General features: G+C 72.6%; 24 protein-coding genes. 15 read left to right on the top strand and 9 right to left on the bottom strand.

All coding sequences use genetic code 11. From position 1 onward, the window contains the following. Positions 1 to 4 precede the first annotated feature (4 nt). Positions 5 to 1,006, top strand: a complete 1,002-nt coding sequence (locus tag ACGFYP_RS13410) for a TIGR03842 family LLM class F420-dependent oxidoreductase (RefSeq protein WP_393491232.1) — start codon at positions 5 to 7, stop codon at positions 1,004 to 1,006. Here ACGFYP_RS13410 and ACGFYP_RS13405 read toward each other — a convergent pair. Continuing rightward, on the bottom strand, positions 996 to 1,340 hold the full coding sequence (locus ACGFYP_RS13405) for a hypothetical protein (RefSeq protein ID WP_393491227.1): 345 nt from the start codon (positions 1,338 to 1,340) through the stop codon (positions 996 to 998). The genes ACGFYP_RS13410 and ACGFYP_RS13405 overlap by 11 nt on opposite strands. Before the next feature lie 152 nt (positions 1,341 to 1,492). On the opposite strand from ACGFYP_RS13405, the gene ACGFYP_RS13400 reads away from it, so the two are divergent. Beyond that, positions 1,493 to 2,077 (top strand): DinB family protein, encoded by a 585-nt coding sequence (locus ACGFYP_RS13400; protein WP_393491221.1) that lies wholly within the window; start codon positions 1,493 to 1,495, stop codon positions 2,075 to 2,077. A 32-nt stretch (positions 2,078 to 2,109) separates the two neighbouring features. Here ACGFYP_RS13400 and ACGFYP_RS13395 read toward each other — a convergent pair whose 3' ends face one another. Further along, complete coding sequence (locus ACGFYP_RS13395) at positions 2,110 to 3,126, bottom strand: SDR family NAD(P)-dependent oxidoreductase (protein ID WP_393491214.1); 1,017 nt, start codon at positions 3,124 to 3,126, stop codon at positions 2,110 to 2,112. Beyond that, positions 3,123 to 4,316: a glycosyltransferase gene (locus ACGFYP_RS13390; RefSeq protein ID WP_393491208.1), complete on the bottom strand. Its 1,194-nt coding sequence runs from the start codon at positions 4,314 to 4,316 to the stop codon at positions 3,123 to 3,125. The genes ACGFYP_RS13395 and ACGFYP_RS13390 overlap by 4 nt, the downstream gene beginning before the upstream one ends. 72 nt (positions 4,317 to 4,388) lie before the next feature. Between ACGFYP_RS13390 and ACGFYP_RS13385 the strand changes: the two genes are divergently transcribed. After that, positions 4,389 to 5,069 (top strand): response regulator transcription factor, encoded by a 681-nt coding sequence (locus tag ACGFYP_RS13385; RefSeq protein WP_393491205.1) that lies wholly within the window; start codon positions 4,389 to 4,391, stop codon positions 5,067 to 5,069. Then, complete coding sequence (locus ACGFYP_RS13380) at positions 5,066 to 6,463, top strand: sensor histidine kinase (protein WP_393491202.1); 1,398 nt, start codon at positions 5,066 to 5,068, stop codon at positions 6,461 to 6,463. Before ACGFYP_RS13385 ends, ACGFYP_RS13380 begins: the two co-directional genes overlap by 4 nt. A gap of 221 nt (positions 6,464 to 6,684) precedes the next feature. On the opposite strand, the gene ACGFYP_RS13375 is transcribed toward ACGFYP_RS13380, so the two are convergent. From ACGFYP_RS13375 to ACGFYP_RS13365, 3 genes are read right to left on the bottom strand one after another with little or no spacing between them, the layout of a single operon-like run. Next, entirely contained in the window at positions 6,685 to 9,018 is a 2,334-nt protein-coding gene (locus tag ACGFYP_RS13375) for an ABC transporter permease (protein ID WP_393491199.1), read from the bottom strand. Positions 9,019 to 9,029: 11 nt separating this feature from the next. Continuing rightward, entirely contained in the window at positions 9,030 to 9,797 is a 768-nt protein-coding gene (locus tag ACGFYP_RS13370; RefSeq protein WP_393491194.1) for an ABC transporter ATP-binding protein, read from the bottom strand. Continuing rightward, complete coding sequence (locus ACGFYP_RS13365) at positions 9,794 to 10,300, bottom strand: PadR family transcriptional regulator (RefSeq protein WP_393491190.1); 507 nt, start codon at positions 10,298 to 10,300, stop codon at positions 9,794 to 9,796. The genes ACGFYP_RS13370 and ACGFYP_RS13365 overlap by 4 nt, the downstream gene beginning before the upstream one ends. A gap of 164 nt (positions 10,301 to 10,464) precedes the next feature. On the opposite strand from ACGFYP_RS13365, the gene ACGFYP_RS13360 reads away from it, so the two are divergent. The 7 genes from ACGFYP_RS13360 to ACGFYP_RS13330 all read left to right on the top strand — a co-directional run bounded on the left by ACGFYP_RS13360 (position 10,465) and on the right by ACGFYP_RS13330 (position 19,655). Then, on the top strand, positions 10,465 to 11,736 hold the full coding sequence (locus ACGFYP_RS13360; RefSeq protein WP_393491186.1) for an ABC transporter substrate-binding protein: 1,272 nt from the start codon (positions 10,465 to 10,467) through the stop codon (positions 11,734 to 11,736). Positions 11,737 to 11,964: 228 nt separating this feature from the next. Further along, complete coding sequence (locus tag ACGFYP_RS13355; protein WP_393491181.1) at positions 11,965 to 13,638, top strand: glycoside hydrolase family 13 protein; 1,674 nt, start codon at positions 11,965 to 11,967, stop codon at positions 13,636 to 13,638. 54 nt (positions 13,639 to 13,692) lie between these two features. Next, on the top strand, positions 13,693 to 15,030 hold the full coding sequence (locus ACGFYP_RS13350; RefSeq protein WP_361962414.1) for an ABC transporter substrate-binding protein: 1,338 nt from the start codon (positions 13,693 to 13,695) through the stop codon (positions 15,028 to 15,030). A 12-nt stretch (positions 15,031 to 15,042) separates the two neighbouring features. Then, the gene (locus tag ACGFYP_RS13345) at positions 15,043 to 16,371 is read left to right on the top strand and encodes an ABC transporter permease subunit (RefSeq protein WP_393491174.1); all 1,329 of its coding nucleotides are present in this window, start codon (positions 15,043 to 15,045) and stop codon (positions 16,369 to 16,371) included. Further along, on the top strand, positions 16,368 to 17,306 hold the full coding sequence (locus ACGFYP_RS13340; protein ID WP_393491170.1) for a carbohydrate ABC transporter permease: 939 nt from the start codon (positions 16,368 to 16,370) through the stop codon (positions 17,304 to 17,306). The genes ACGFYP_RS13345 and ACGFYP_RS13340 overlap by 4 nt, the downstream gene beginning before the upstream one ends. 56 nt (positions 17,307 to 17,362) lie before the next feature. Beyond that, a complete protein-coding gene (locus ACGFYP_RS13335; RefSeq protein WP_393491167.1) occupies positions 17,363 to 17,656 on the top strand; it encodes a hypothetical protein in 294 nt (97 codons plus the stop codon). A gap of 334 nt (positions 17,657 to 17,990) precedes the next feature. Beyond that, positions 17,991 to 19,655, top strand: a complete 1,665-nt coding sequence (locus ACGFYP_RS13330; protein WP_393491165.1) for a tetratricopeptide repeat protein — start codon at positions 17,991 to 17,993, stop codon at positions 19,653 to 19,655. A gap of 22 nt (positions 19,656 to 19,677) precedes the next feature. On the opposite strand, the gene ACGFYP_RS13325 is transcribed toward ACGFYP_RS13330, so the two are convergent. Beyond that, positions 19,678 to 20,325, bottom strand: coding sequence for a DNA alkylation repair protein (locus tag ACGFYP_RS13325; RefSeq protein WP_393492279.1), 648 nt, complete (start codon positions 20,323 to 20,325; stop codon positions 19,678 to 19,680). Between the two features lie 170 nt (positions 20,326 to 20,495). Between ACGFYP_RS13325 and ACGFYP_RS13320 the strand changes: the two genes are divergently transcribed. Beyond that, the gene (locus ACGFYP_RS13320; protein WP_393491161.1) at positions 20,496 to 21,926 is read left to right on the top strand and encodes an amidase; all 1,431 of its coding nucleotides are present in this window, start codon (positions 20,496 to 20,498) and stop codon (positions 21,924 to 21,926) included. Here ACGFYP_RS13320 and ACGFYP_RS13315 read toward each other — a convergent pair. Next, on the bottom strand, positions 21,923 to 22,819 hold the full coding sequence (locus tag ACGFYP_RS13315; protein ID WP_393491158.1) for a hypothetical protein: 897 nt from the start codon (positions 22,817 to 22,819) through the stop codon (positions 21,923 to 21,925). The two genes, ACGFYP_RS13320 and ACGFYP_RS13315, sit on opposite strands and share 4 nt — an antisense overlap. 36 nt (positions 22,820 to 22,855) lie before the next feature. Next, positions 22,856 to 23,911, bottom strand: a complete 1,056-nt coding sequence (locus ACGFYP_RS13310; protein WP_393491154.1) for a biotin/lipoate A/B protein ligase family protein — start codon at positions 23,909 to 23,911, stop codon at positions 22,856 to 22,858. A 123-nt stretch (positions 23,912 to 24,034) separates the two neighbouring features. Between ACGFYP_RS13310 and ACGFYP_RS13305 the strand changes: the two genes are divergently transcribed. The 3 genes from ACGFYP_RS13305 (at position 24,035) to ACGFYP_RS13295 (ending at position 26,916) form a co-directional block, all read left to right on the top strand. After that, positions 24,035 to 24,880, top strand: coding sequence for an inositol monophosphatase family protein (locus ACGFYP_RS13305; protein WP_393491150.1), 846 nt, complete (start codon positions 24,035 to 24,037; stop codon positions 24,878 to 24,880). Positions 24,881 to 24,942: 62 nt separating this feature from the next. Next, positions 24,943 to 26,361: a phytoene desaturase family protein gene (locus ACGFYP_RS13300; protein ID WP_393491145.1), complete on the top strand. Its 1,419-nt coding sequence runs from the start codon at positions 24,943 to 24,945 to the stop codon at positions 26,359 to 26,361. A gap of 30 nt (positions 26,362 to 26,391) precedes the next feature. Beyond that, positions 26,392 to 26,916, top strand: a complete 525-nt coding sequence (locus tag ACGFYP_RS13295; RefSeq protein ID WP_393491142.1) for an O-acetyl-ADP-ribose deacetylase — start codon at positions 26,392 to 26,394, stop codon at positions 26,914 to 26,916. The last annotated feature ends 83 nt before the right edge of the window (positions 26,917 to 26,999 follow it).

Genomic DNA, 26,999 nt, shown 5'->3' with positions numbered 1-26,999 from the left:
CGACGTGGACTTCGGACTCGTCCTGCAGACCGACCCGCCCGCATCCGAGGTCGTCGGCCTGATGCGCCGCGCGGAGCGCAACGGCTTCCGCTACGGCTGGACCTTCGACTCCGCCGTGCTCTGGCAGGAGCCGTTCGTCATCTACAGCCGCATCCTCGAACACACCACCAAGCTCCACGTCGGCCCGATGGTGACGAACCCCGGGACGCGGACCTGGGAGGTGACGGCTTCGACCTTCGCCACCCTCAACGACATGTACGGCAACCGGACGGTGTGCGGCATCGGCCGTGGCGACTCCGCGATGCGGGTGGCGGGCCGCAAGCCCAACACCCTGGCCCGCCTCGGCGAGGCGATCGACGTCATCCGCGACCTCGCCGAGGGCCGCGAGGCGGTCGTGGACGGCAATCCGATCCGTCTGCCCTGGGTGGCCGGCGGCAAGCTCCCGGTCTGGATGGCGGCGTACGGCCCGAAGGCCCTCGCCCTCGCCGGGCAGAAGGCCGACGGCTTCATCCTGCAGCTCGCCGACCCGTTCCTGACGGAGTGGATGGTCAAGGCGGTCCGCAGGGCGGCGGAGGAGGCCGGCCGCGACCCCGACGCGCTCACGATCTGCGTCGCGGCGCCCGCGTACGTCGGCGACGACCTGGCCCACGCCCGTGACCAGTGCCGCTGGTTCGGCGGCATGGTCGGCAACCACGTGGCCGACCTGGTCGCCAGGTACGGCGAGCACTCCGACATGGTCCCCGAGGCCCTCACGGCGTACATCAAGGACCGCCACGGCTACGACTACAGCCACCACGGCCGCTCCGGGAACCCGTCCGCCGACTTCGTCCCCGACGAGATCGTCGACCGCTTCTGCCTCCTCGGCCCGGCCGAGGCCCACATCGCCAAACTCCGCCACCTGCGCGACCTCGGCGTCGACCAGTTCGCCCTCTACAACATGCACGACAACCGCGAAGCGACCATCGACGCCTACGGGGCGGAGATCATCCCTCTGATCAACAACTGACGTGACCGGTCGTGGTGGGTCGCGGATCTGCTTCGGCTACGAGTCGAGCCAGCTGGTGCAGGCGCTGCCAGTAAGGGGGGTCCTCTGTTGCGCCGAGCAACGGCAGGATCTGGTCCAGGTCCGCGATGCGCCTGTGCAGGATCCTGTGGCGCTCCGCATCGAGAGAACCGCCGTTGCTCTGCCAGGTGGACACGCACCCGGCGATGTCGGCATCGAGGAGGACCAGGTCGATGCCTGCCCGATCCGCGCCGCGTAGTCCGGCGGGGAACGGCGCGCGCATGTGTTCCTGCCACAAGTGGGCCACGACGGAGTCGGATTCATCAGTTCTGTTCACATGATCCATTGTCGCGCAGCGTTCCCCCCGTGAAGGATGCTGTTCACCTGTTCAGGCGGCGGTGGCAGATGTGGGCTGCGGACGCGAAGGATCCTGCGGCACCACTCGCGGGGTCTTGAGGCCACGAGCAGCGCGTGGCAGGCTCATGCCGCATGATCGATGAATTCGCGAAGGCCAACCTCCACGGGAGGCTGCGGCGGGACCGCGAGGCGCTGCTCTGGAAACTCGACGGCTTGTCCGAGTACGACGCCCGCCGGCCCCTGACGGCGACCGGGACCAACCTCCTCGGCCTGGTCAAACACGTGGCCACCGTCGAGGCCAGGTACTTCGGCGAGGTCTTCGACCGCCCTTCCCCGGAACCGCTGCCCCGGTGGCAGGACTCCGACGGCAGCGATCTGTGGGCGACCGAGGGCGAGACCCGCGATCAGATCATCGGGTTCTACCGGCGCACGTGGGAACACTCGGACGCGACGATCAACAAGCTTCCCCTCGACGCCCCCGGCCACGTGCCGTGGTGGCCGGAGCCTCATGCCGAGACGAACCTGTTCGCCGTCATGGTCCATGTCCTCGGCGAGTCCATCCGGCATGCCGGGCACGCCGACATCCTGCGCGAGGGCCTCGACGGCCGGACCGGGTTGCGCCCCGAACACGAGGAGCAGATCGACGAGGAAGCCCGTGCGGCCTACTGCGCGAAGATCGAGCAGGCCGCCAGGTCGGCCGCACCGATCAAGGCTTAGAGGTTGTCTCAGGTGGCCGAGGCCGTCCCGCCCTACACCTGATAGCGGTCCGGGGCGAAGAGGCTGAGGTTGGCCGCGACCCAGTCCGACGTGCGGTCCAGGCCTTCGGAGAGGGAGACCATCGGCTTCCAGCCCGCCCACTCGCGGGCGCGGGAGTTGTCCGACAGGAGACGGTGCACCTCGCTGCCCGAGGGGCGCAGGCGGGTGGGGTCCACCACCACGTCCGCCTCCCGGCCCGAGGCCGTGATCAGGGCCTTCGCCAGGTCGCCGATGGATATCTCCTGGCCGGAGCCGAGGTTGACCACCTCGCCAAGGGCACGGTCGCACTCCGCCACCGCGAGGAAGCCCTCGGCCGTGTCCGTCACGTACGTGAAGTCCCGGGTGGGCGTGGTCGAGCCCAGGCGGACCTCCCGGGAGCCCGAGTGGAGTTGGGCCAGGATCGTGGGGATCACCGCGCGCGCCGACTGGCGGGGGCCGTACGTGTTGAACGGCCGCACCACCGTCACCGGCAGTTCGAAGGCGTGGTGGAAGGAGAGCGCCATCATGTCCGCGCCGATCTTCGACGCGGAGTACGGGGACTGCGGCTGGAGCGGGTGGTCCTCCGCGATGGGGGCCGTCCGGGCCGTGCCGTAGACCTCGCTGGTGGAGGTGTGCACGAGGCGGCGTACGCCGTGGCGGCGGCAGGCCTCCGCGATGTTCTCCGTACCGGTGACGTTCGTCTGCACGTACGCGCCCGGTGAGGCGTAGCTGTACGGGATCCCGATCAGGGCCGCCAGGTGGAAGACGGTGTCACAGCCGGCGACCGCGTCGCTTACCCGGCCCGCGTCGCGGATGTCGCCCGCCCACATCTCCACCGGGCCGCTCGGGTCGGCCAGGTAGCGGGCCAGATGCCCCTTCTCCGCGTACGGCTTGTAGTGCACGAAGGCGCGCACCCGCGCGCCCCGCGCCACCAGCAGGTCCACCAGGGTCGAGCCGATGAAGCCCTCCGCCCCCGTGACGAGGACGGTGCGGTCGGCCCAGTTCGTGTCCGTGGCCGTGTTCGTGGTCATGCGTGCTCCAAGGTGGGAAGGCGGACGCCGGCCACGCGGAGGACCTCCGCGGCCAGCAGTTCGGCGGCCCGCGCGTGCGGGCCGGGGTCGGCGGCGCCGGCCATCGAGGCCAGCCGGGCCGGGTCGGCCAGCAGCGGGCCGATGAGACCGGCGAGCCGTTCGGCGGTGGTCTCGGAGTCGGGCAGCAGCAGCCCGGCTCCCGCGTCGGACAGCACCCGGGCGTTGTGGGTCTGGTGGTCGCCCGGGGCGTACGGATAGGGGACGAGCACGGCCGGGACCCCGGTCGCCGCCAGCTCCGCGACCGTCGCCGAGCCCGCCCGGCAGACCACCAGGTCGGCGGCGGCGTACACCAGGTCCATCCGGTCCAGGTACGCCACGGCCCGCGCGATCCGCTGCCCGCCGGACGCCGCGAGGTCCCGCGCCGCGTCCGGCAGCGCCGCCGGGCCCGTCTTGACCAGCAGCTGTACGTCGTCCCTGTGCTGCCAGAGGCCGGCCAGGGCGACCGCGGCCCCGGTGAGGCGGACCGCCCCCAGGCTGCCGCCGTTGAAGACGACCAGTCGCCGCCCGTCGGGGATCCGCAGCGTGCGCCTGGCCTCGGTGCGCAGCGCCGCCCGCTCCGGCCCCGGCAGGTCCGCGAGCCCGGAGAGCGCCGCGGAGATCGGCATCCCCGTGGTCAACGCCCGCGCCCCGCCCGCCAGATGGGGGCGGCTGCGGTCGAAGGCCACCGCGACGTGCTCGGTGAGCCGGGCCGCGAACTGGTTGGCCCGGCCCGGAACCGCGTTGGACTCGTGGATCACGGCGGGCACCCCCGCGAGCCGGGCACCGAGCACGGCGGGCGCGCTCGGATAGCCGCCCATGCCGACGACGACCCGCGCGCCCTGCGCCCGGATCACGGAACGGGCCTGGTGCGCCGAGCGCAGCAGGGCCGCGGGCAGCAGGTACCTCTTCGCGCCGAGCGCGGGGTCGAAGGGGATCATGTCGACGGTGTGCAGGCGGTGGCCGGCGCCGGGGATCAGCTCGGTCTCCAGGCCCCGTTCGGTCCCGATGAACGAGATCACGGCGTCCGGGACGGCCGCGCGCAGCGCCTCGGCGAGGGCGAGGCCCGGGTAGATGTGGCCGCCGGTGCCGCCCGCACCGATCACGACGGACAGTGCCGCAGGTGGTGTGTGTCGAGGGGTTCGAGTGGTCATGGGCGCACACTCCCGGTGCGCCCTAAGAACGTTCTAAGAGGATCCGCCCGCGGCTTTGGCAGGCTTTGCCCCATGCATCGGATTCTGGTGGTCGACGACGAGCCCGAGGTCAGGGCCGCCGTCCAGGACGGCCTGGCCGTCGAGGGGTACGACGTACGGGGAGTGGCGGACGGGCTTGCCGCGCTGAGCGAGGTGGCGCGGTGGGAGCCGGACGCGGTCGTCCTGGACGTGATGATGCCGGTGCTCGACGGGCTCGGGGTGTGCCGTCAGCTGCGCGCGATGGGCGACCGTACGCCCGTACTCGTCCTCACGGCGCTCGACTCCGTCAGCGAGCGCGTCGACGGCCTTGAGGCGGGGGCCGACGACTACCTCGTCAAACCCTTCGCCCTTGACGAACTGGTCGCCCGGGTCCGGGCCTTGCTGCGACGGGCCGCGCCCGAGCCGCCGGGCAGCGGCCCCCTGGGCTTCGCCGACCTCGTACTGGACCCGGCCACGCGCACCGGGCGGCGCGGCGCGCGGCCGCTGGAGTTCAGCCGCACCGAGGCCGCGCTGCTCGAACTGCTGCTGCGCCACCCCGGCCAGGTGCTGCCGCGCGAGCTGATCCTGGAGCTGGTGTGGGGGCGCGACTTCGGGCCCGACTCGAACTCGCTCGCCGTCTACGTCGGCTACCTGCGCCGGAAGCTGGAGGCCGAGGGCGAGCCGCGGCTCGTCCACACCGTGCACGGGGTCGGCTACCGGCTGGACACGCTGTGAGCGCGGGCGGCCGGCGGCGGCTCGGGGGCGTGTGGCGCAGGAGGCGGCCGCTACGGACCCGCCTCGCGCTGGCCGTCACGGCGGCGGTGGCCCTCGTGGCGGTCGGGGTGTGCGCGGCCGCGTACGTCGTCGTACGGTCCGCGCTGTACGACCAGCTCGATTTGAGCCTGACCCAGTCCGCGCGGCTCGCGGCGCAGCGCGATCCGGGGCGGCCGCCGGGCACGCTGGCCGGCGAGTGCCGCTTCCTCGCCGCCCCGGCCTGCGCGGAGGTGGTGCCGGCCGACCCGGCCCAGGACCCTCGGCCGCCGGGGCAGTTGCCGGTGGCGCCGGCCGCGCGGGAGGTCGCCGCGGGGGAGCGGGCCCCGTACTACACGAACATCACGGTGGCCGGGCACCCCGCGCGGATGCTCACGACCGACTACGCGAAGGGGCGGGCGCTGCAGGTGGCGCTGCGGGCCGACACGGTCGAGGCGGGCATCGAAGAGGCCTCGTGGTGGCTCCTGCTGACGGCGGCGGCCGGGGTGCTGCTGGCCGCCGCGCTGGGGTACTGGGTGTCCCGGACCGGGCTCGCCCCGGTGACCCGGCTCACGGCGGCGGCGGAGCGGATCGCGGCGACCCGCGATCCCCGGCACCGGATCGAGCTCCCCGCGCGGGGGGCCGCCGGGCGGGAGGACGAGATCACGCGGCTCGCCGGGACCTTCAACACCATGCTCGGGGAGCTGGAGCAGTCCGTCACCGCGCAGCGGCGGCTGGTCGCGGACGCCTCGCACGAGCTGCGGACCCCGCTGACCGCGCTGCGGACCAACGCGGAACTCCTTGCGCGGGCGGAGCGGCTCACACCGGAGCAGCGGGGGCGGGCGTCGGCCGCGCTCGGGCGGCAGCTGCGGGAGGTGACCGGTCTGGTGAACGACCTGATCGAGCTGGCGCGGGACGAGGAGCCGACCCCGCTGGTGGAGCCGGTGCGTCTCGACGCGCTCGTGGAGCACTGCGTGGAGGCGGCGCGGGCGCACTGGCCGGCGGTGCCGTTCGGGGTGCGTACGGAAGTGGTGGTCCTGCCGGGGGTGCCGGCGCGGCTGAGCCGGCTGCTGGGGAACCTGCTCGACAACGCGGCGAAGTTCAGCGGGGAAGGGCTGCCGGTGGAGGTGGAGCTTGTGGCGCTCGGCGCGGGGGCGGAGTTGACCGTACGGGACCATGGGCCGGGGATCGCGGCGGAGGACCTGCCGTACGTCTTCGACCGGTTCTACCGTGCGGGGGCGGCCCGTTCCCTGCCGGGATCCGGGCTCGGGCTGGCCATGGCGCGGCAGATCGCGCGGGCGCACGCCGCCGAGCTGGTCGCGGAGACCGCGCCGGGCGGGGGCGCGCTCTTCCGGCTGACCTTCCGCGACGGCGGCTGAGCGCCGCCGCCGGGGGGCGCCGTGACCGCGGCGGAGTGCTTCCGCGCGTACGGCCCCGCTCCGATGCCGGCCAGCGCGAACGCCGCCGTCGCCGTCGCGTCCGCCTCCGTGAGCGGGCCGTATCCGGAGGCTCGGTCCGCACCTCGCGGAACGCGGCCTGGAGTGCGGGAGAACGGTGAGATGCGGAGCCGACACCATCACCGTCCACACCGTCCACGCGGCTAGAGCGTCTCGCTCGCCGAGTCGATGAGGCGGCGACGTGCCGTCTTCACGGCGGGCGCGAGGGCGGCCGCGGCGCCGACCGCGGTCGCCGTGGCGACCAGGGTCACCAGGGCGAGCGGTGAGGGTACGTGGGCGATGCCCGCGCCGATGCCGCTGGAGCGGCCCTCCTCGTCGACGAGCCACCGGCCGAGCGCCGCTCCGACCACGGTGCCCAGGAGGGCGGAGACCAGGGTGGTGAGGGCCGCCGCCGTGACGATGACGGCGCCGATCTGGCGGGGGGTGAGGCCGATGGCCTTCATCGCCAGGAGGTCGCGTACCCGGGCGCGTACCCCGGAACTGATCAGCGTGAGCAGTTCGACGAGGGCGATGAAGGCGAGGACGGCGATGAGCGCCGCGATGACTCCGCGCGGGGTGTCGAGCCGGTCCTCGGGGGTCGGGGTCTCACGTATCTCCAGGGCGCCGTCGACCGTCTTCGAGACGGCGGCCGCCACCGCCCTGGGGTCGGCGCCCGGCCGGAGGACGAGCGCGTGGAAGCGCGCCCTCATCTCCGGGGAGCCGTCCCTGAGGCTGTCGAGCGATGTGGAGATCACCCGGCCGCCCTGGTCGGGTTCGACGCTGCGGCCCACGACGTGCAGGATCTGCGGACGTCCCTCGACCGTCATCCGGACCCACTCCCCGACACGTACGCCCAGGAGGTCGAGCAGCCCCTGCCCGGCGACCGCCTCGTCCGGGCCCGTCGGTGCCCGGCCCTCGACGACGGTGTGGGGGTACGGCCGTGCCTGGCTGCCCAGGCCGCGCAGGGTGATCGTCCCGGTCTGGCCGGGGACGAGCGCGACGAACTCCGCGCCGGGGAAGCTGTCTTCGACGCCGGGGACCGTGGCCAGGGCGCCTTCGAGCGCCGGGTCGTCGGCCGGGCCCGGCTCCTCGGCGCGTACGGTCAGGGCGGCGGCGAGGCCCATCCGGGCGGGGTCGCTGCGGAACTGGTCGAGGGTCGACCAGGCCACGAGGGCCACCGTCATCAGGGCGACGGGGAGAGCCAGCCTGGTGATCGGCAACAGGCTGCGTCCACGGCCCGAGAACGCGGAGCGCCAGCCGAGGACCAGGGCAGGCGACAGGCGCAGTGCGAGGGCGCGGCGGCCGAGGAAGGTGAGCGGGGCGGCGGTGGGGAGCGCCGACCTGGCGGCCGGGACCGGCGGTACGCGGCCGGCCCGCCAGGCGGCGAGGCCGGTGGCGGCGCCGATGAGAAGGACGGCGGCGCCGGGCAGTCCGGCCACGATCGCCCGGTGTCCGGGCAGCTCGGGCCAGAGGACCACCGCCTCGCCGATCCTGCCGGGTATCCACCGCCCGAGCGTCAGGGTCGCCACCGTGCCGAGCCCGGCGCCGAGGATCGCGAAGCCCAGGTGCTGGACGAGGAACCCCCACATCACCTGGCCGGGAGTGAAGCCGATGGCCTTCAGCACCGCGATGTCCTTGAGCTGGCCCCGCACGCGCGCCCTGACCGCCCCGGAGACGGCGACCGCCGCCGCGAAGAGGGCGGCCAGGCCGAAGGCGGCGAACATCTGGCCGAGCAGCCGGTCGTCGCCGCCCGCATCGGCCTTGGCCTCCTGCCAGTTCGTCACCTGGTCGACCCGGTGGGCGCCGAGCAGCGTCACGGCTCGCTGGACGACGTAGTCGGTGTCGTCCGGGTCCTTGAGCCGTAGCCCGACGCTCTGTCCCGTACCGGTCGAGGCCACGCGGTCGAGCGCCCCGGGCGACACCCAGGCGACGCCCGCGCCCTGGCCGGCCCGGTAGAGGGGTTCGGCGCTCTCCGCGATGCCCGCGATCCGCAGGGACAACGGCGCGCCGTCCTCGCCGACGACCGTCACCGTCTCGCCGGGATCGGCCCACAGGGCACGCGCGAGGGCGCTCTCCAGGACGATCTCGCCCGGGCGGCCGTCGGGGGTCGCCGACGTCAGCCAGCCTCCCCCGGTGACGAGGGGTCGGGCCACCGTGGGCGGCTGTGGTCCCGTGCCCCGCAGGACGACCCGCGCCCGCGCGCCGGCCACCTCGACGGTGGTCTCGGCCGTACGGAACGGGCCGGACACCCCGGCGACCTCGTCGAGCGAGGCGAGCGAGGCGACCGAGGACGCGTCCAGGTCACCGCGGGTGTGCAGCCAGATGTGCGCGCCCTCGGACTGGTTGAACACACGCTGCCAGGGGTTGACCGCGTAGCTGAGGAGCGCTCCGGAGAGCAGGAGCGAGGCGATCACGCCGGCGCTGGCGAGCACGGCGAACAGGGCTTCGCCGCGATGGGCGCGCAGGTCGGAGTGAGCCCACCGCAGAATGGCCCGCACGACGCACCGCCTCAGTCTCTGAGTTCGAGCACGCCGGACACACCCGGGCGTGCCGTGCCGCCGTCGCCGAGAGCGGCGTCGTCGGCGACCTGACCGTCGAAGAAGCTGATGACCCGGTCGGCTGCGCTGGCCATCCGGGCGTCGTGGGTGACCATGAGGATGGACTGGCCCCGCCGGTGGAAGCGGGACAGCAGCCGCGCGACGTCGCGGGTCCCCTTGCTGTCGAGGCTCCCCGCGGGCTCGTCGGCGAGCAGCAGGTCCGGGCTGTTGACCAGGGCTCGGGCGAGCGCCACCCGCTGCTGCTCGCCGCCGGAGAGCTCACTCGGCATCGACCGTTCCCGGCCTTCGAGCCCCAGTTCCTGGAGAAGTTCCGCTCTGCTCGCCCTCGCGGACCGGGGCGAGACCCCGGCGAGGAGCGCCGGCAGTTCGATGTTGTCGGCGACGGTGAGGTTGGAGACCAGGTTGAAGAACTGGAAGACGATGCCGATGTGGCGCCGCCGCAGCATCGCCCAGCGGGCCTCCGAGTATCCGTCGACCTGCTCCCCGCCCAGCCACAGTCGTCCGCTGTCCGGCCGTTCGAGACCGCCCACGAGGTGCAGCAGGGTGGACTTTCCGGCCCCGGACGGGCCGGTGATCGCGACGAACTCACCCGGCCGCACGGTCAGGTCCACACCTCGTACCGCCTGGACAGGGGCGCTGTCGCCGTGGTGGGTCTTGGTCAGACCCTCGGCGTGCACGATCGTGTCCTGTGGGGGCGCCGCGACGGGACCTTCGGTCATTCCAGCTCCTCCTGACAACGCTCCAGCCAGTCGAGGTCGGCCTGCAGGTGCAGCATGGCCCCCTCGATCAGGAGTTGGGCGATCTTGTTGCCGCGGTCCTCCGTGGCGGCGAGCTTGGAGAGGGTGCGCATGGTGTTCAGGTGTTGGCGCCGCTGCTTGTTGATCAAGGTGATCGGGTCGGCGAGTCCCGACAGCGGGGCCAGCGCGAGTTTCATGAAGAACTCGTCCCGTACCCGCGGTTCGTCCGCGGTTTCCTCGAACCACGCGGCGACGGCGTGCCGCCCCGCGTCCGTCAGTTCGTACGTCCGCTTGTTGGGGCGACCGGACTGTTCGACATCCTCACCCTTGATCAGACCGCTCTTCTCCAGCCGCCCGAGGGTCACGTAGACCTGGCCGACGTTCGGCTGAGGGTATGCGGAGCCGAGGAGTTGTTCAAGGCCCTGCTTGAGCTCGTAACCGTGGGCAGGGCCCCGGGTGAGGAGTGCCAGCAGCTGCTGCCGCACACGCTCCCCCTTCTGTGTCGTTCCGGAACCCGATCGCCGGACCTGAGCGCCGGTGGACCAGGTGACGGCCATGTGATCTGGGGGTCCAGTATCGCCGATTCCCCGGGCTCGACATATGCCACGATGGTCCCCGTCGCGTCCGGGACCACGTGCAGGAGGAACCCATGCGGTGGATGCGGGCCGTACGGAGGGGGATTCTCGCGGCGGCGATCGTGCTGGCCGGGTACACCGGCGTCGCCCAGGGTGCCGGTGAGCCGGCGGCCGGGGGCCGGGGGCCGCTGACGTTCGTCACGGCGGGAGACCTCACCCACTACCTGGGACCGCTGGTCGACGACTGGAACCGCGAGCATCCGGGCGAGCGGGTCACCCTCGTCGAGCTGCCGGACTCGGCCGACGAGACCCGGGCGCAGATGCTCAGCGAACTCCGCTCCGGCAGCAGCCGGTTCGACGTGCTCAACCTCGACGTGGCCTGGACCTCGGAGTTCGCCGCGGCCGGTCTGATCTCCCCCCTGGACCGCGGCCGGTTCGAGCTGGACGCCTTCCTGCGCCCCGTGGTCGACACCGCCACCTTCGAAGGGCGGCTGTACGCCGTCCCGTACGTGACCAACGCCGGGCTCCTCTACTACCGCAAGGACATTCTGGACGCGGCGGGCGAGAAGCCGCCGAGGACCTGGGCCGAGCTGGCCCGCCAGGCGCGCACGCTCGCTCCACGGCACGGCCTCGACGGGTACGCGGGGCAGTTCCTGCCCTACGAGGGCCTGACCGTGAACGTCACCGAGGCGATCCAGTCCGCGGGCGGGACCGTCCTGCGTGACGACGGCACGCGGGTCGCGGTCGACTCGGACGCGGCGCGCGCGGGCCTCGGGTTCCTCGCGGACGGGCTGCGCGAGGGCTGGATACCGGCCGAGGCCCTGCGGTACAAGGAGCAGGAGTCCCGTGCCGCCTTCGAGGACGGCCGCCTCCTCTTCCTGCGGAACTGGCCGTACGTCTACACGGACGCCAACGGCCCGGGATCGAAGGTCGCCGGACGCTTCGGCGCCGTGCCGCTGCCCGGTCTCGACGGGCCGGGAACGAGCGTGCTCGGCGGGTCGAACCTCGCCGTGTCCGCCCGCTCGAAGAACGCCGCCACGGCCGCCGACTTCATCGCGTACCTGACGAGCGAGCGAGTGCAGCGTCAGGTGCTCACGCGGGGCGCTCTGCCGCCGGTGAGGGCCTCGCTCTACGACGACCCGTCCCTGGTCGCCTCCCATCCCTATCTTCCGATCCTCAGGGAGAGCGTCCTCGCGGCCGTGCCTCGGCCCAAGAGCGCGCGGTACGACCAGGTCAGCCTGGTCGTCCAGGCGGTCGGCCAGGACGTGCTGGCGCTGCGCGACACCCCTGAGGGAGCCGTGCGGCGACTGACGCGCGAGCTGGGCGCCATCTCGGGCGGTTCGTGAGCCTCCCGCGCTCCTTCCCGCCTCTCCTGACGCGCGGGCCCGGCGCACTCTACTTGCTTGTTGGTTAACACTCTTCCCCTTTGCTCGTACGTTCTGCCCAATCGGGCATCTCCACGAGGAAGTTCTGCAGCGTCGTTGACATCGTGCCGTCACAGCTACTTAACATGAATGCATAGCAGAGACCCCGTTCGGGTGCTCTCGCATTCACTGCAGACAGGTCGACGCGAGATGCTCAGCACTCTTGCGGCCGATGCCGGCCGCTCTCCCCACATCCGCTCCGCCACCCCCTGGTGGCGGGACGCGGTGATCTATCAGGTCTACGTCCGCAGCTTCCTCGACAGCACGGGGGACGGCGTCGGTGACCTCGCCGGCGTCCGCGCCGGGCTTCCGTACCTGCGGAAGCTCGGTGTCGACGGCGTCTGGCTGAGCCCGTTCTATCCCTCGCCCCAGCACGATCACGGGTACGACGTCGCGGACTACCAGGACGTCGACCCCGTGTACGGCGACCTCGCGGAGTTCGAGCGCGTGGTGACCCAGGCCCACCGGCTCGGGCTCAAGCTGTTGATCGACATCGTCCCCAACCACTGCTCGACCGAGCACCGGTGGTTCCGGAAGGCCCTGGCCGCAGGACCGGGGAGCCGTGCCAGGTCACGGTTCCACTTCGCCCCGGGCCGCGGGCCCAACGGCGACCTGCCCCCGAACAACTGGCACGCCATGTTCGGTGGTCCGGCCTGGAGCCGCGTCACGGAGGCGGACGGCTCCCCCGGCGAGTGGTACCTCCACCTGTTCACACCGGAACAGCCGGACCTCAACTGGCGCGACCCCCGCGTCGGCGACCACTTCGAGCAGGTGCTGCGCTTCTGGCTGGACCGCGGCGTGGACGGCTTCCGCATCGACGTGGCCGCCGGCCTGTTCAAGCACCCCGAACTCCCGGACTCCGACGACCCGACGGCGGACGAGCGCACACGCGACTCGGTCAACCCGCTGGCGTGGAACCAGCCGGACGTCCACGACGTGTGGCGCCGCTGGCGGTCCGTGTGCGAGGAGTACACGGCACGCGACGGCATCGAGCGGCTCCTCGTGGGCGAGGTGTCGGTGCCGACCGCGCGTGAACACGCCCTGTACGTACGGCCGGACGAGCTGCACCAGGCCTTCTTCTTCGACCTGCTCAGCGCCCCCTGGGACGCCAACGCCTTCCGGTCCGTCATCGACGAGGCCCTGCGGGACATCGCCGGTACGGGCTCCACGGTCACCTGGGTCCTCAACAACCATGACCAGGTCCGCACCGTCACCCGGTACGCGGGCGGCCCCGGCGCCGAGCACGTGGGCTCCGCGCGGGCCCGCGCGGCGGCGCTCCTCATGCTGGCGCTGCCCGGCGCCGCCTACGTCTACCAGGGGGAGGAACTCGGGCTGCCCGAGGTGCTCGACCTGCCCGACGACGTCCTGACGGACCCCATCTTCCACCGCACCGGAAGCCGCGCGCGGATCCGCGACGGCTGCCGCGTCCCCCTTCCCTGGTCGGGCCAGGCCTCCCCCTTCGGCTTCAGCGACGGCGCGGCCGATGTGCGCACCTGGCTGCCGCAGCCGGAGTGGTTCGCCGAGTACGCCACCGACCGCGCCCTCGCCGACACCCGCTCGTTCTGGCACCTCTACCGCGAGGGACTCCAACTGCGGCGCGAACTACCTCAGTTGGGGGAGGGGGCGTTGCGCTGGCTGGAAGCACCGCCCCAGGTCCTCGCCATGGCGCGCGGTGACGGTCTTGTCTGCGCCGTGAACTTCGGCTCCGAGACCGTCCCCGCCCCGGTGGCCGGTGCGCCGCTCCTGGCCAGCGGACCCTGCCCGCCCGGTGAACTCCCCGGAGCGACCGCCGCCTGGTGGTTGACCGACACCCCCACCTCCTGACTTCCCCGCTCCTCCCCGCTCCGCCCCCTCCCCTAGGAAGGATGGACCGTCATCATGAGACGACCCGCCGCCATAGCCCTCCGTACCACCGCCACCGCCTCCACGGTGCTGGCCCTCGCGCTCACCGCCACCGCCTGCGGTGGCAACGCCGAACCCGCCGCCGGCGGTGGCGGAGAACTCAGCGGCAAGACGGTCACGGTCGCCGGAGTCTGGACCGGCAGCGAGCAGAAGAACTTCAAGAAGGTGCTCGACGCCTTCAGCGAGAAGACCGGCGCCAAGACCGTCTTCGTGCCCTCGGGCGACAACGTCTCCACCTTCGTCGGGAGCAAGATCGAGGGCGGCAACGCCCCCGACGTCGTGCTCGTCCCGCAGGTCGGCGTGCTCCAGCAGTTCGCCAAGGAGGGCTGGCTCACGCCGCTGTCCCCGAAGACCACGGAGACCGCCACCGCGGGCCTCGCCCCCGTCTGGAAGAACTACGGCACGGTCGACGGGAAGTACTACGGGCTCTACTTCAAGGCCGCCCACAAGTCCACCATCTGGTACGCCCCCGAGGCGCTGTCCCAGGCCGGCGTGAACGAGCCGAAGAGCTGGGAGGAGCTCCTCACGGCGGGACGGACGCTCGCCGACTCCGGCCGGCCCGCCTTCGCGGTCGCGGGCGAGGACGGCTGGACGCTCACCGACTGGTTCGAGAACGTCTACCTCTCCCAGGCAGGACCGGAGAAGTACGACCAGCTCGCCCAGCACAAGATCAAGTGGACGGACGAGAGCGTCGTCGCGGCCCTCACGACGCTCGCCGAGGTCTTCAAGGACAAGCAGCTCGTGGCCGGCGGAGCCCAAGGGGCCCTGCAGACCGACTTCCCCGGCTCCGTGGAGAAGGTCTTCGGCCCGCAGCCCGAGGCAGGCATGGTCTACGAAGGCGACTTCGTCGGCGGCGTCGCCAAGGACGAGTTCGGCAAGAAGCCCGGCGAGGACGCCAAGTTCTTCCCCTTCCCGGCGGTCGGTGCGGGCGCCCCGCCCGTGGTCAGCGGCGGGGACGCGGCGGTCGTCCTGAAGGACGCCAAGAACGCCGACGCCGGCATGAAGCTGCTCGAGTTCCTCGCCACGCCGGAGGCGGCCGAGGTGTGGGCCGCGGCCGGCGGCTTCCTCTCCCCGAACAAGAACGTCAAGCCCGAGGCCTACGGCGACGCGACCACGCGCGCGACCGCCGCCTCGCTCGTCGCCGCCGGCGACTCGGTGCGCTTCGACATGTCCGACCAGGCCCCCGCGGCCTTCGGCGGCACCAAGGGCGCCGGCGAGTGGAAGCTGCTCCAGGACTTCCTGCGGGACCCGTCGAACCCGAAGGCGACCGCGGCGGCCCTGGAGGCCGAGGCGGCCAAGGCGTACGGGAACTGAGGCCACCCCGCGATGGCACGCACACCGAAGGCACGCGCCGCGGACAACCCGCGGCGCCGTGCCCTGCGCAGGAGGCGCCTCCTCGGCGCGCTCTTCGTCCTCCCGGCCCTGCTGCTCCTGGGCGCCCTGGTCGTCTACCCCGTCGTCTTCTCCGTCGGGCGCAGCCTCTTCGACGCGACCGGCGACCGCTTCGTCGGCGCCGACAACTACCTGGAGATGTTCCAGGACCCGGCCACCCTCAAGGCCGTCCGCAACAGCGCGATCTGGGTCGTCGTCGCGCCCGTGGTGCTCACCGGCCTCGGGCTCGTCCTCGCCGTCCTCACCGAGAAGGTGCGGTGGGCCACCGCGTTCAAGCTCGTGCTCTTCCTCCCCATGGCCGTGTCCTTCCTCGCCGCGGGCATCATCTTCCGGCTCGCGTACGAGCAGAACCCCGACCGGGGCGTGCTCAACGCGGCGATCGTCGGCGTCCACGACGCGATCGACGAACCGGCCCCCTACCCGACGGCACGCGCGCGTGAGGGGAAGGGACTGAGCGGCAGCCCCGGCAAGGGCTACACGACCGTCGAGGTCCGGCCGGGGGACGACATAGCCCTGCCCTTCGTCGGCGTCGCGCCCGAAGCCGTGCCCCAGCGGGCGGCGCCCGCCCGGCTGCCGGAGCCTTCGGCGGGGAGCCTGTCGGGCGCCGTGTACCTGGACTTCACGCCAGGAGCGGGTGGCCGGCAGGGCCAGATCGACCCCAAGGAGAAGGGCCTTCCCGGCGTGACCGTCGAGGTCCTGCGCGGAGGCGCGGTCGTCGCCTCCGCGGAGACGGGCGACAACGGCTCGTTCAGCTTCGCCGACCTCGGCGACGACGCCTATACGCTGCGGGTTCCCGCGTCCAACTTCGCCGCCGGCTACGCCGGGGTCGACTGGCTCGGCCCGACCCTGGTCACACCGGCGATCATCGGCGCCTACCTCTGGGTCTGGACCGGATTCTCGATGGTCCTGATCGGGGCGGGGCTCGCGGCCATCCCGCGCGACGCCCTGGAAGCGGCCCGCGTGGACGGCGCGACCGAGGGCCAGATCTTCCGCAAGATCACGGTCCCGCTGCTCGCCCCCGTACTCACCGTCGTCTTCGTGACGCTCGTCATCAACGTCATGAAGGTCTTCGACCTCGTCTACATCATCGCCCCCGGCCCCGTGCAGGAAGAGGCCAACGTCCTCGCCACGCGCATGTGGCTGGTCTCCTTCGGCGGGGGCAACGACCAGGGTCTCGGCAGCGCGCTCAGCGTTCTGCTGCTCCTCCTCGTCGTACCGGCGATGATCATCAACATCCGGCGCTTCCGGAAGGGCGGAGCATGAGCAGCCACACGGGCACGAGGAGCCGGACCGTACCGAAGAGCCGCCCCGGCCCGAAGAGCCGCCCCGGCCCGAAAAGCCGCTCCGGCCCGAAGAGCCGCTCCGGACCGACCCGATGGCTGGGCAGCACCGTGGTCCAGGCGTTCCTTGTCCTCGTCGCCCTCGTATGGATCACCCCGCTCGCCGGGCTCTTCCTCTCCTCGCTGCGCTCGGAGCAGGACAACGCCTCGAACGGCTGGTGGACGTCGCTGCTCGACCCCGCCCAGTTGTCGGTCGACAACTACCGTGCGCTCTTCGAGGATTCCGGTCTCGTCTCGGCCTTCTGGAACACGGTCCTGATCTCCGTGCCGACGACGGTGCTCGTCGTCGGCATCGCGGCCCTCGCCGGATACGCCTTCGCCTGGCTGAGCTTCCCCGGGAGGGACTACGTGTTCCTCGTGGTCGTCGGCCTGCTCGTGGTGCCGGTCCAGATCGGCCTGCTGCCGGTGGCCAAACTCTTCGGCGCGGTCGGGCTCTTCGGCACCGTCGCGGGCGTGATCCTCTTCCACGTGGCGTACGGCCTGCCCTTCGCCGTCTTCCTGCTGCGGAACTACTTCGCGGAGATCCCGAAGGAGATGCTGGAGGCGGCGCGTCTGGACGGCGGCAGCGAGTGGCGGATCTTCCTGCGGCTGATCCTGCCGCTGGGCAGGCCCGCCATCGCGAGCCTGGCGATCTTCCAGTTCCTCTGGGTGTGGAACGACATGCTCGTGGCCCTGCTGTTCGCCGACAGCGAGTCGCAGCCGCTGACCGTGGCGCTCCAGTCCCAGATGAGGCAGTTCGGCAGCAACATCGGCGTCCTGGCGCCGGGTGCCTTCCTGTCGCTCGTCGTTCCGCTCGTGGTCTTCTTCGCCTTCCAGAAGCACTTCGTCCAGGGGGTGATGGCCGGCTCGGTGAAGTAGTGGGCCAGGATGGGCACGCAGACGTACCCCTGGCCCCGAACGGAAGGCTGACCGCGGTGCCCCTCGGCGCACCCCCGGACTCCCGACAGGTCTGGCTCCCCGCGGAGTTGACCTGTCTGGCCGGCCTGCCCACCGGACTGCGCTACGCCCACTGGGACGGGCGTTCGCCCTTCCCGTCGGACCCGGCCGCCGTGGAGTTCTACGTCCCTCTCCTCGTCCAGGACATCGGCGTCATCAGCAGGCCGCTGCCGCTGGACCGTATGACACGCCTCAAGGCCGTCCAGGCCCTCAGCTCGGGAACCGACGGGCTTGGGGCGCGGCTGCGCCGGCCCAGGCCACCACTTGGGTGAGCAGACCGAGGGAGACCACGACTGCGGCACGTCATCCTGGCCACGGGGCCGGGGTGGGCGCAGGCAACCGCCGACCCGGGTCGGCAGCAGCGCGCTCTTCGTCAGGACGAGTGACGCGGCCCCCCGGCAGATGGACGCGTTCGCGAGCTCTGGCCTGGGTCTGGGGCGCGAACGTCGCGGCTCGCCAGGCCGCCGCGTGGCAGCCGCGCGGAGAATGACCCGCCGCCGTCTCCGGTCACCCCGCCGGCCAGGTGCCCGTAGGAGCGGAACCGGTGGTGGTGGGTGGGCGTGACAGGGAGGGTAGGGGAGTGGGGACCGACGGGGGAGTTTCGGGATGCCCGACGAAGGTACGTTGCGCGAAGTGCTGCGCGAGGCCGCCGAGTTGCGGGAGCTCGCCCGTGCCGACCCGGAGCGGTATCTGCCGCGGCTCGGGGTCTGCCTGCACGGGCTCGCCTCGGTGCTCGCGGAGTTTCCCGAACGGCTCGAAGAGTCGGCCGAGGTGCTCGCGGAGGCCGCCGACGTCTTCCGGGAGCTCGGCGCGCGGGATCCCGTCGGCCACACTTCCGGCCTCGCCGCCGCGCTCGGTCGCCGGGCGCTCGTCCTCGGTCTGCTCGGCCGCCGGGCGGAGGCGTACGACCTGGCCCGCGAGGCCACCGGCCTGCTCCGCGAACTGGCCCGGGGGGAGCCCGACCTCCATCTCCCCGGGCTCGCGTGGTCGCTCACCAACCTCGGCAACCACCTCGCGGAGCTGGGGCGCCACCATGAGGCCCTGGAGGTGATCCGCGAAGGCGTCGCGATACGGCGACGGCTGGGCGACCGGGAGGGCATCGCGTCCGCGCTCGGCGAACTGGGCATCAAGCTCGGCGAGATGGGGCGCAACGACGAGGCGGTCGTCACGCTCAGGGAGGCCGTCGACCTCTTCCGCGTCGCCGCACCATGGGCGAATCAGGGGGAGCACTACGCGACGGTGCTCGCCCTCATCCACGAACTGCGCCAACTCGGCCGCGAGGCCGACGCCGCTCCGTACGTGGCGGAAGCCGTGTCCCTGCACCGGTCCATCGCCGCGAACCGGTCCGGTCAACTTCCGTTCATGGATGCCGTGTTGCGGCGGTACGGGTACACGGTGACTCCGGAGGGCGGGTTCCGGCGTGAGCCGTCGGGCTCGGCCGCCACCCCCTCCGCCCCGGCCGTGCCGCTCCAGCTCGACCGCGTGCACGCCATGAACGACCAGGCCCTGCGGCTCGTCTCGGCCGGCAACCTCGACCTGGCCGCCGAGACCCTGCGCGACGCCGTCGCCCTCTGTCGTACGCCCGCCGAAACCGAGGCCAACGCGGCCCTGGCGCTTGCCCGGTCCCTGCACAACCAGGGTCTGATCCAGGGCTGGCTCGGCCGGCACGTCGACGCCCTCGCCTCCGCCGCCCAGGCGGTCCACCTCTACCGGCGGTACCTGAAGGTCAACCCCGAACGCATCCGGCTCACGCTGGCCGACGCCCTCGACAGCCTCGGCAACCGGCTCGCCGCCCTCGGCCGGCACGCCGACGCGCTCGTCCCGGCCCAGGAATCCGTCGCCCTCTACCGGCAGCTCGCCGACGCCGACCCCGACACCCACCTGCACGGCCTCGCCCGGTCCCTGAACAGCCTCGGTATCCGCCTCACCGACGCCGGCCGTCACGACGACGCGCTGCGGTCGGCGCGGGAGGTCGTGGCGATCTACCGCAGGCTGCGCGCGGACGACCCGGAGAAGTACCTGTACGGGCCGGTCCACGCCCTCTCCAACCTGGCCCTCCGGCTGGCCCGCGCGGACCGCGAGGACGAGGTCCTCGCGCCCACGATGGAGGCCGTCGACCTCCTCTTCGACGCACGCGGCCCTCACCACCCGAGCAACGACGTCGCGAGCCTCGAGGAGTCCCTCACCTGGCTCGCCCGGTACCTCAAGAAGCACGGCCACCGCGGCCAAGCCCGCGCGGTGAAGCGGGCCGCCGCCGGGCTGCCCTCCTGAGACGAGCAGGCCCCGAGAGGCCCTAGGGTCTTTCGCCCTGGCGGCGGACCATCTCGTTGATCCAGGCGGGTGCGAACGGAGACGTGCAGCCGGGGGAGGTCGGGTAGTCCTTGAGGACCTCCAGGCGCTCGCCGATGCCGATCGAACGGGTGCGGTGCTCGGGGTGCTCGATCCCGATCTGCGCGAGGCAGGCGTTCATGGCCCACTGCAGGCGGTCCGGGGCGTCCTTCATCTCCGCCTCGACGATGTCGAGCAGCCCCACGAGGTCGAGGCCGTCCGGCTTCTTCACCACGCGCTCGGCGGTCAGCGCCCAGCCGGCGCTCGCGACCACGGGATCCGGGTCGGCGGACCAGGCCACGCGCAGCTCCTCGGCGTGCGGGTTCTTCTTGACCACGTAGTTCACGAGCCAGTCGTGCACCTTGGGCGTACGCGCCTTGCGCAGCATGGCGTCCAGCTCGTCCCGCCCGTACGCCTTCGGGCGGCTGATCAGGATCGCCACCAGCCTGGCCGCCGTGTCGCCCGTCGCCCACAGCTCACGCGCGAGCTCCTGCTGGGTCTTCAGCCGCTTCGCGACCGCCCGCAGCTTGCCGAGGTTCACACCGTGATCGTCACCGTGCTTCTCGTTCACCGCGCGTGCCTTCGGGTCCTCCAGCGCGGCCAGCTCGGCCATCACCTCGGCGACCGTCGTCCCGGTCGAGGTCGTCTCGGCCACCTCATCCTCCTGTCCCTTACGTGCGCATTCACCCTACGACGGACCTCGGACAGTGGCCGTCAATGCGTGCTGACAAGGAGGTTACGCTCCAGTAGGGTTCCGCCATTCGTCCAGACGAGGGGGCTGTCGTGAGCGCGGTCGAGTACGGCGGACTGGCCGAGCAGGCACGGCGGTTGGCCGAGGGTACGGTCACCTCGACCGCCCTCGTCCAGGCGGCCCTCGACCGGATCGAGGCCACGCAGCCCACCCTCAACGCCTTCCGCTGCACGAGGCCGGAGGCGGCGCTCGCCGAGGCGGCTGAGGCCGACCGCCGGCTCGCGCAGGGCGACCGCATGTTCGCGCAGGGGGACCGGCCGCCGCTCCTCGGCGTGCCGATGGCCGTCAAGGACGACACCGACGTCGCCGGACTGCCCACCCGCTTCGGCTGCGCCGGTGACATCCCCGACGCGGCCCAGGACGGGGAGGCGGTGCGGCGGCTCCGCGCCGCCGGAGCCGTGATCGTCGGCAAGACCAACTCCTGCGAGCTCGGGCAGTGGCCGTTCACCGAAGGCCCCGCCTTCGGCGCCACCCGCAACCCGTGGAACACCGGGCACACCCCCGGCGGCTCCTCCGGCGGATCCGCGGCCGCCGTCGCCGCCGGGATCGTGCCCGCCGCGCTCGGCTCCGACGGCGCGGGCTCCATCCGCATACCCGCCGCCTGGACCCACCTCGTCGGCATCAAACCGCAGCGCGGCCGGGTCTCCGTCCACCCGTACGACGACTGCTTCCAGGGCCTCACCGTCAACGGCCCCCTCGCCCGGACCGTCGGCGACGCCGCCCTGCTCCTCGACGCGGTCGCCGGACCGCATCCCGGCGACCGCTTCCAGCCCACCGTCGTCGACGCCTCGGCGGCGGCCCGCCGGGAGCCCGGCCGGCTGCGGATCGCGCTCGCCTGGCGGGCGCCGTTCACCGCCACGTACAACCCCCTCGACCGGGGCGTACGCCGGGCCGTCGCCGATCTCGCCGACGCGCTCGCCGGGCTCGGCCACACGGTCGAGGAGGCGCGCCCGCGCTACGGGCTCATCGGGCTCAGCTTCCTGCCGCGCGCGACCGCCGGGATCGCCGAGTACGCCGACCGGCACCCCGAGCCCGGACTGCTGGACCCGCGCACCCGCAGCGCCGCCCGCAGCGGCCGCCGTCTCGGCGGCCGGACCCTGCGTGCCGCCCGCGCCCGCGAGGCCCACCAGCACCGCAGGATCGGCGCGCTCTTCGACACGTACGACGTGCTCCTGGCCCCCACGACGGCCGCGCCCCCGCCCCGGATCGGCACCTTCGACACGATGCCGGCCTGGCGCACGGACCTGACGATGGCCTCCGCCTGCCCCTACGCCTGGCCGTGGAACGTCCTCGGCTGGCCCGGCGTGAACGTGCCCGCCGGCTTCACCCCCGAGGGCCTGCCGGTCGGCGCGCAACTCCTCGGCCCGGCGGGCAGCGAACCACTCCTGATCTCGCTCGCGGCCCAACTGGAGGCCGACCAGAAGTGGTTCGCCCACCGCCCACCGGAGCCGGCGAAACCCTAGCGTTCCGCGTCAGGGGCCCAGCCGGGTACGTACTCGGCGGCGGCCGCCTCCCAGGCCCGCACGCCGCCGGACAGCGGCCAGGCCCTGGTGAGGTCGGGAGACGTGACGATGTTCCGCAGGGCCTCCGCCAACTGACGTCCCGCCGCGGACGCGTGCACGGTCGCCAGGGGGCCGTCGAGGGCGGTGACCTTCTTCTCGTACTCCAGCAGCGGGCGTTCGGCGCAGAGGGCGATCCAGTCCTCGTCCACGGCCCGCGACAGGACCAGGGGGCGTGGTCGGTCCCCCTCGGCGAGTACGGCCGTCAGTCGGTCGTGACCGTCAAGCACCACGGGGGAGTTGAGGCCGCTGATCCACCAGGCGAGGACCGGCGGCAGGATGCCCTCGCGGTGCTGACGGCGGTACGCCTTCACCCGCGGCGCCTCCGGATGCGACAGCGCCCGCAGCGGCAGCAGATCCCGGGCGTCCTCGACCGGGTCGCCGTAGCCGAACCAGGTGAGGTGGCCCCGATCGGGGTCGTGGGAGAGGAGTTTGGGCCAGTTGACGTCCGCGAACCAGCTGGAGGATCCAGGGAGGATGTTCCAATCCCCCTCATGGAGGGGGCCGTTGGGAGCCCTGCGTAGCGCCGCCTCGGCGTACGCCGCCCAGCGCTCCGTCCACTCCTTGCTCCCCGGCTCCGCGAACTCGGCGAAGGCGCGCGCATGTTCGGCCCGCAGCGGCCCGAGCGGGGAGACGTACCGGCCCGTCCTCGCGTAGTGCAGGCCCCGGTGGGTGACGCGCTGCCGCGCGAACAGCACGGGAACGCCCTCCTGGACGAGCACCAGCCGCCGCCCGTCGGCACACTCCATCCGCAGCCCCGGCTTCGCCGACCCCTCGACACGTACACGTACACGCATTCGGAGAGCCTACGACGGCCCGATACGGCTCATGGCTTACGGGACCCGAGCCGTCCACTCCGGCGTCGAGAACTTCGTCGCCGCCAGCTCCTTCGCCCGCGCCGACTCCTCCTCCGTGACCCGGCCCTCCGTGAGGCCGTACCGGTCCCGGAAGGAGGCGATCATCCGCTCGATGACCGCCTCGCGCGGCAGCCCCGTCTGGCGCCGCAACGGATCCACGCGCTTCTTCGCGCTCTTCGTGCCCTTGTCGGAGAGCTTCTCGCGGCCGATCCGCAGGACCTCCGTCATCTTGTCGGCGTCGATGTCGTACGCCATCGTCACGTGGTGCAGGACCGCGCCCGAGCCCGCCGCCACCCGCTTCTGCGCGGCGCCCGCGATCTTCCCGGCCTCCGTCGCGATGTCGTTCAGCGGCTGGTACCAGGCCTTGACGCCCATGTCGGCAAGGGCGCCCAGCACCCAGTCGTCGAGGTAGGCGTAGCTGTCGGTGAAGGAGAGCCCCTGGACCAGGGCGTCGGGGACGGAGAGCGAGTACGTGATGGTGTTGCCGGGCTCGATGAACATCGCGCCGCCACCGCTGATGCGGCGCACGACCTCGATGCCGTGCCGCTCGGCCGCCTCCGGGTCCACCTCGTTGCGCAGGGACTGGAAGCTGCCGATCACCACGGCCGGCGCGCCCCACTCCCAGACCCGCAGGGTCGGCGGGCGGCGGCCCGAAGCGACCTCGGCGGTGAGCACCTCGTCCAGGGCCATGTGCAGGGCGGGGGAGTGCGGCGGCTCGTGGATGAGCTGCCAGTCGTAGTCCGTCCAGTCCGTGGCGTGCGCGAGGGCCCGGCGGACCGCCACGCCGATGCCCTCCGTCGTGAGCCCGTACATCTCCGTGCCCGGGGGCAGCGCCGCGTCGATCCTGGCCGCCAGCCCCGAGGCGTCGGTGTCGACGGGGGCGCCCTCCAGGGCGCGGTCGATGGCGAGGATCGCCTCGTCCGGCTCCAGGAAGAAGTCGCCCGCGACCCGTACGTCCGCGAGGACGCCGTCGCGTGCCTCCAGGTCGACGACCACCAGCTTTCCGCCGGGAACCTTGTACTCGCCGTGCACGGACCCTCCCTCTCGCCCCGCCGCCCTGTAAGGGGTGAACCGGTCCAAAGCGTACTCCGTGGGCAAACGGAGGGTGACGGGACGGTCTCCCTGAATGTCAGACCGCCGTGCTTAGCTGGACACATGATCGATGAGTTCCTTGACCACGTCCTCGCCGGCGGTACGACCGAGGTGGAGGAGGCGATCCGCAAGGCGGCCGCGGCCGAGATCACGCCACGATTCCGGCAGCTCGCCGCGCACGAGGTCGTCGAGAAGAACGGCCCGCACGACCTCGTGACCGTCGCCGACCAGGCCGCGGAGGCCCACCTCACCGCGTCCCTCACGGCGCTGCTCCCCGGCTCCGTCGTCGTCGGCGAGGAGGCCGTCCACGCCGACCCGACGGTGTACGAAGCGATCCAGGGCGACGCCCCGGTCTGGATCGTCGACCCGGTCGACGGCACCCGCCAGTTCGTGCACGGCGAGTCCGGCTTCTGTACCCTCGTCGCCCTCGCCCGGCGCGGCGAGCTGCTCGCCTCCTGGACGTACGCCCCGGTCCTCGACGAGATGGCGGTCGCGGTGCGCGGGCGCGGCGCCACGCTCAACGGCGCGCCGATACGGTCCGCACGGTCCGCCGCGCCGGACACCGGGACGGACCTGCAGGTCGCCACCTCCCACCCCGACTACACCACCGACGACCAGAAGCGCGCCCTGCTCGGCCTGGACGTGGAAGGCGTACGGCCGCGTCCCTGCGGCTCCGCGGGGCTCGAGTACCTGGCCGTGGCCCGGGGCGACCTCGACGCCACCGCCTTCTCCTGGGAGTACGCCTGGGACCACGCCGCCGGGCTGCTCCTGGTGACCGAGGCGGGCGGCGCGCACACGACGATCGCGGGCGAGCCCTTCCGTATCACCGGAGGCAACGCGCTGCCGTTCACCGCCGCGCGGGACCAGGCCACCGCCGAGCGGATCCGGACACTGCTGCGGGGGCGGTGAAGCCCACGGACGCGCCGGAATATCCTGGGACCCTTGGCCATCGGCTGACGAAGGAGTCCAAGGTGCCGTCGATGCTCGATGCCGTCGTCGTGGGGGCGGGACCCAACGGACTGACCGCCGCCGTGGAGCTCGCCCGACGGGGCTTCTCCGTGGCCGTGTTCGAAGCCAAATCAACCGTCGGCGGTGGTGCCAGGACCGAGGAGCTGACCCTCCCCGGCTTCCGCCACGACCCCTGTTCCGCCGTACACCCGCTCGGGATCGGCTCACCCGTCTTCAAGACGATGCCGCTCGACCGGTACGGCCTGGAGTGGCTGCACCCCCGCCTGCCCATGGCCCACCCGTGGGACGACGGCACAGCCGCCGTGCTCTCCCGGTCCGTCGCCGAGACCGCCGCCTCCTTCGGGCCGCGCGACGCCGGCACGTACCGCCGGCTGATCGCCCCGTACCTCGGCAAGTGGGACACCCTGACACGGGACTTCATGTCCCTGCCGCTCACCGCGCTGCCCCGGGACCCGGTCACGCTGGCCCGGTTCGGCCTCGACGGGCTGCGGCCCTCGACGTGGCTCACCCGCCGCTTCCAGGACGACAAGGCGCGCGCCCTGTTCTCCGGCCTCGTCGGCCATGTCATCGCCCCGCTCGAAGGGTTCGCCACCTCGGCGGTCGGCCTCGTCTTCGCGCTCGCCGCGCACGAAGGCGGCTGGCCGATGCCCCGGGGTGGCTCCCAGTCCATCTCGGACGCCCTCACCGCGTATCTGAAGGCGCTCGGCGGCGCGGTCCACACCGACTACGAGGTCAAGCGTCTCGACGACCTGCCGCCGGCCCGCGCGTACGTCTTCGACACCTCGCCCACCGCCCTCGCCAGGATCGCGGGCTTCGGCGGCTACTACGACCACTACCGCTACGGCGCGGCCGCCTTCAAGATCGACTACGCGCTCGACGGCCCCGTGCCCTGGACGGCAGAGGCGGCGCGCGAGGCCGGGACCGTTCAGGTCGGGCCGACCAGCGGCGAAATCGGCACGGCGCTGCGCCAGGCCTCCTCCGGTACGGCACCCAGGACACCGTTCCTCATCACCGCGCAGCCCACCCTCGTCGACCCCGGTCGTGCCCCCGAGGGCAAGCACGTCTTCTGGGCGTACGGCCATGTGCCGAACGGCTGGGAGGGCGACCTCACGGACGCGATCGAGCGTCAGATCGAGCGCTTCGCCCCCGGCTTCCGCGACCGCGTCCTGGCCCGTGCCACGGCGGGTCCGGCCGAACTCGCCGCCCGCAACGTCAACTACGTGGGCGGCGACATCGCCTGCGGCGCGGCGCGCGGCCTCCAACTGCTGCTCCGCCCCAAGCTGTCCCTCTTCCCTTACTCGACCCCGCACCCGGCCGTGTTCCTCTGCTCCTCCGCCACTCCGCCGGGCCCTGGCGTGCACGGCATGTCCGGGCACAACGCGGCGAAGGCCGTCTGGCGCAGGCTCAGGGCGACCGGGTGACGACCGTTCACGACGGGAGACGATGACCGTATGACCACGCGACCCGATCTCGTCCTGGCCTTCGGCGACATCACGGAGCAGCACGCCGACGCACTCGTCAACGCCGCGAACTCCTCCCTGCTCGGCGGAGGCGGAGTCGACGGCGCGATCCACCGCAAGGGCGGCCCCGAGATCCTCGCGGAGTGCCGCGCGCTCCGGGCCGGCCACTACGGCAAGGGCCTCCCGACCGGCCAGGCGGTCGCCACGACCGCCGGTCGGCTCGACGCGCGCTGGGTGATCCACACCGTGGGCCCGGTCTGGTCCCGCGAGGAGGACCGCTCGGAGCAACTGGCCTCCTGCTACCGCGAGTCGCTCCGCGTGGCCGACGAACTGGGCGCGCGGACCGTCGCCTTCCCGGCCATCTCCACCGGGATCTACGGCTGGCCCATGGACGACGGCGCCCGCATCGCGGTGGAGACCGTGCGGGGCACGGAGACCGCCGTCGAGGAGGTCACGTTCGTCCTCTTCGACGAGGAGGCGTACCGGGCCTTCGCCAAGCGGGTCCGCCTCACGTAGGGCCTCTCGCCCGTTGCCGGGGAACTCGGACCGGTCGGCAGCCGTTCTCAGGGGGACGCGCGGTACTCGCGCGGTCGAGCGAA

The organism is Streptomyces sp. NPDC048370, assembly GCF_043200825.1.
Classification (GTDB): domain Bacteria; phylum Actinomycetota; class Actinomycetes; order Streptomycetales; family Streptomycetaceae; genus Streptomyces.
Note: the sequence above shows the minus strand (reverse complement) of the source record. Positions and strands in the feature narration are given on the sequence as shown.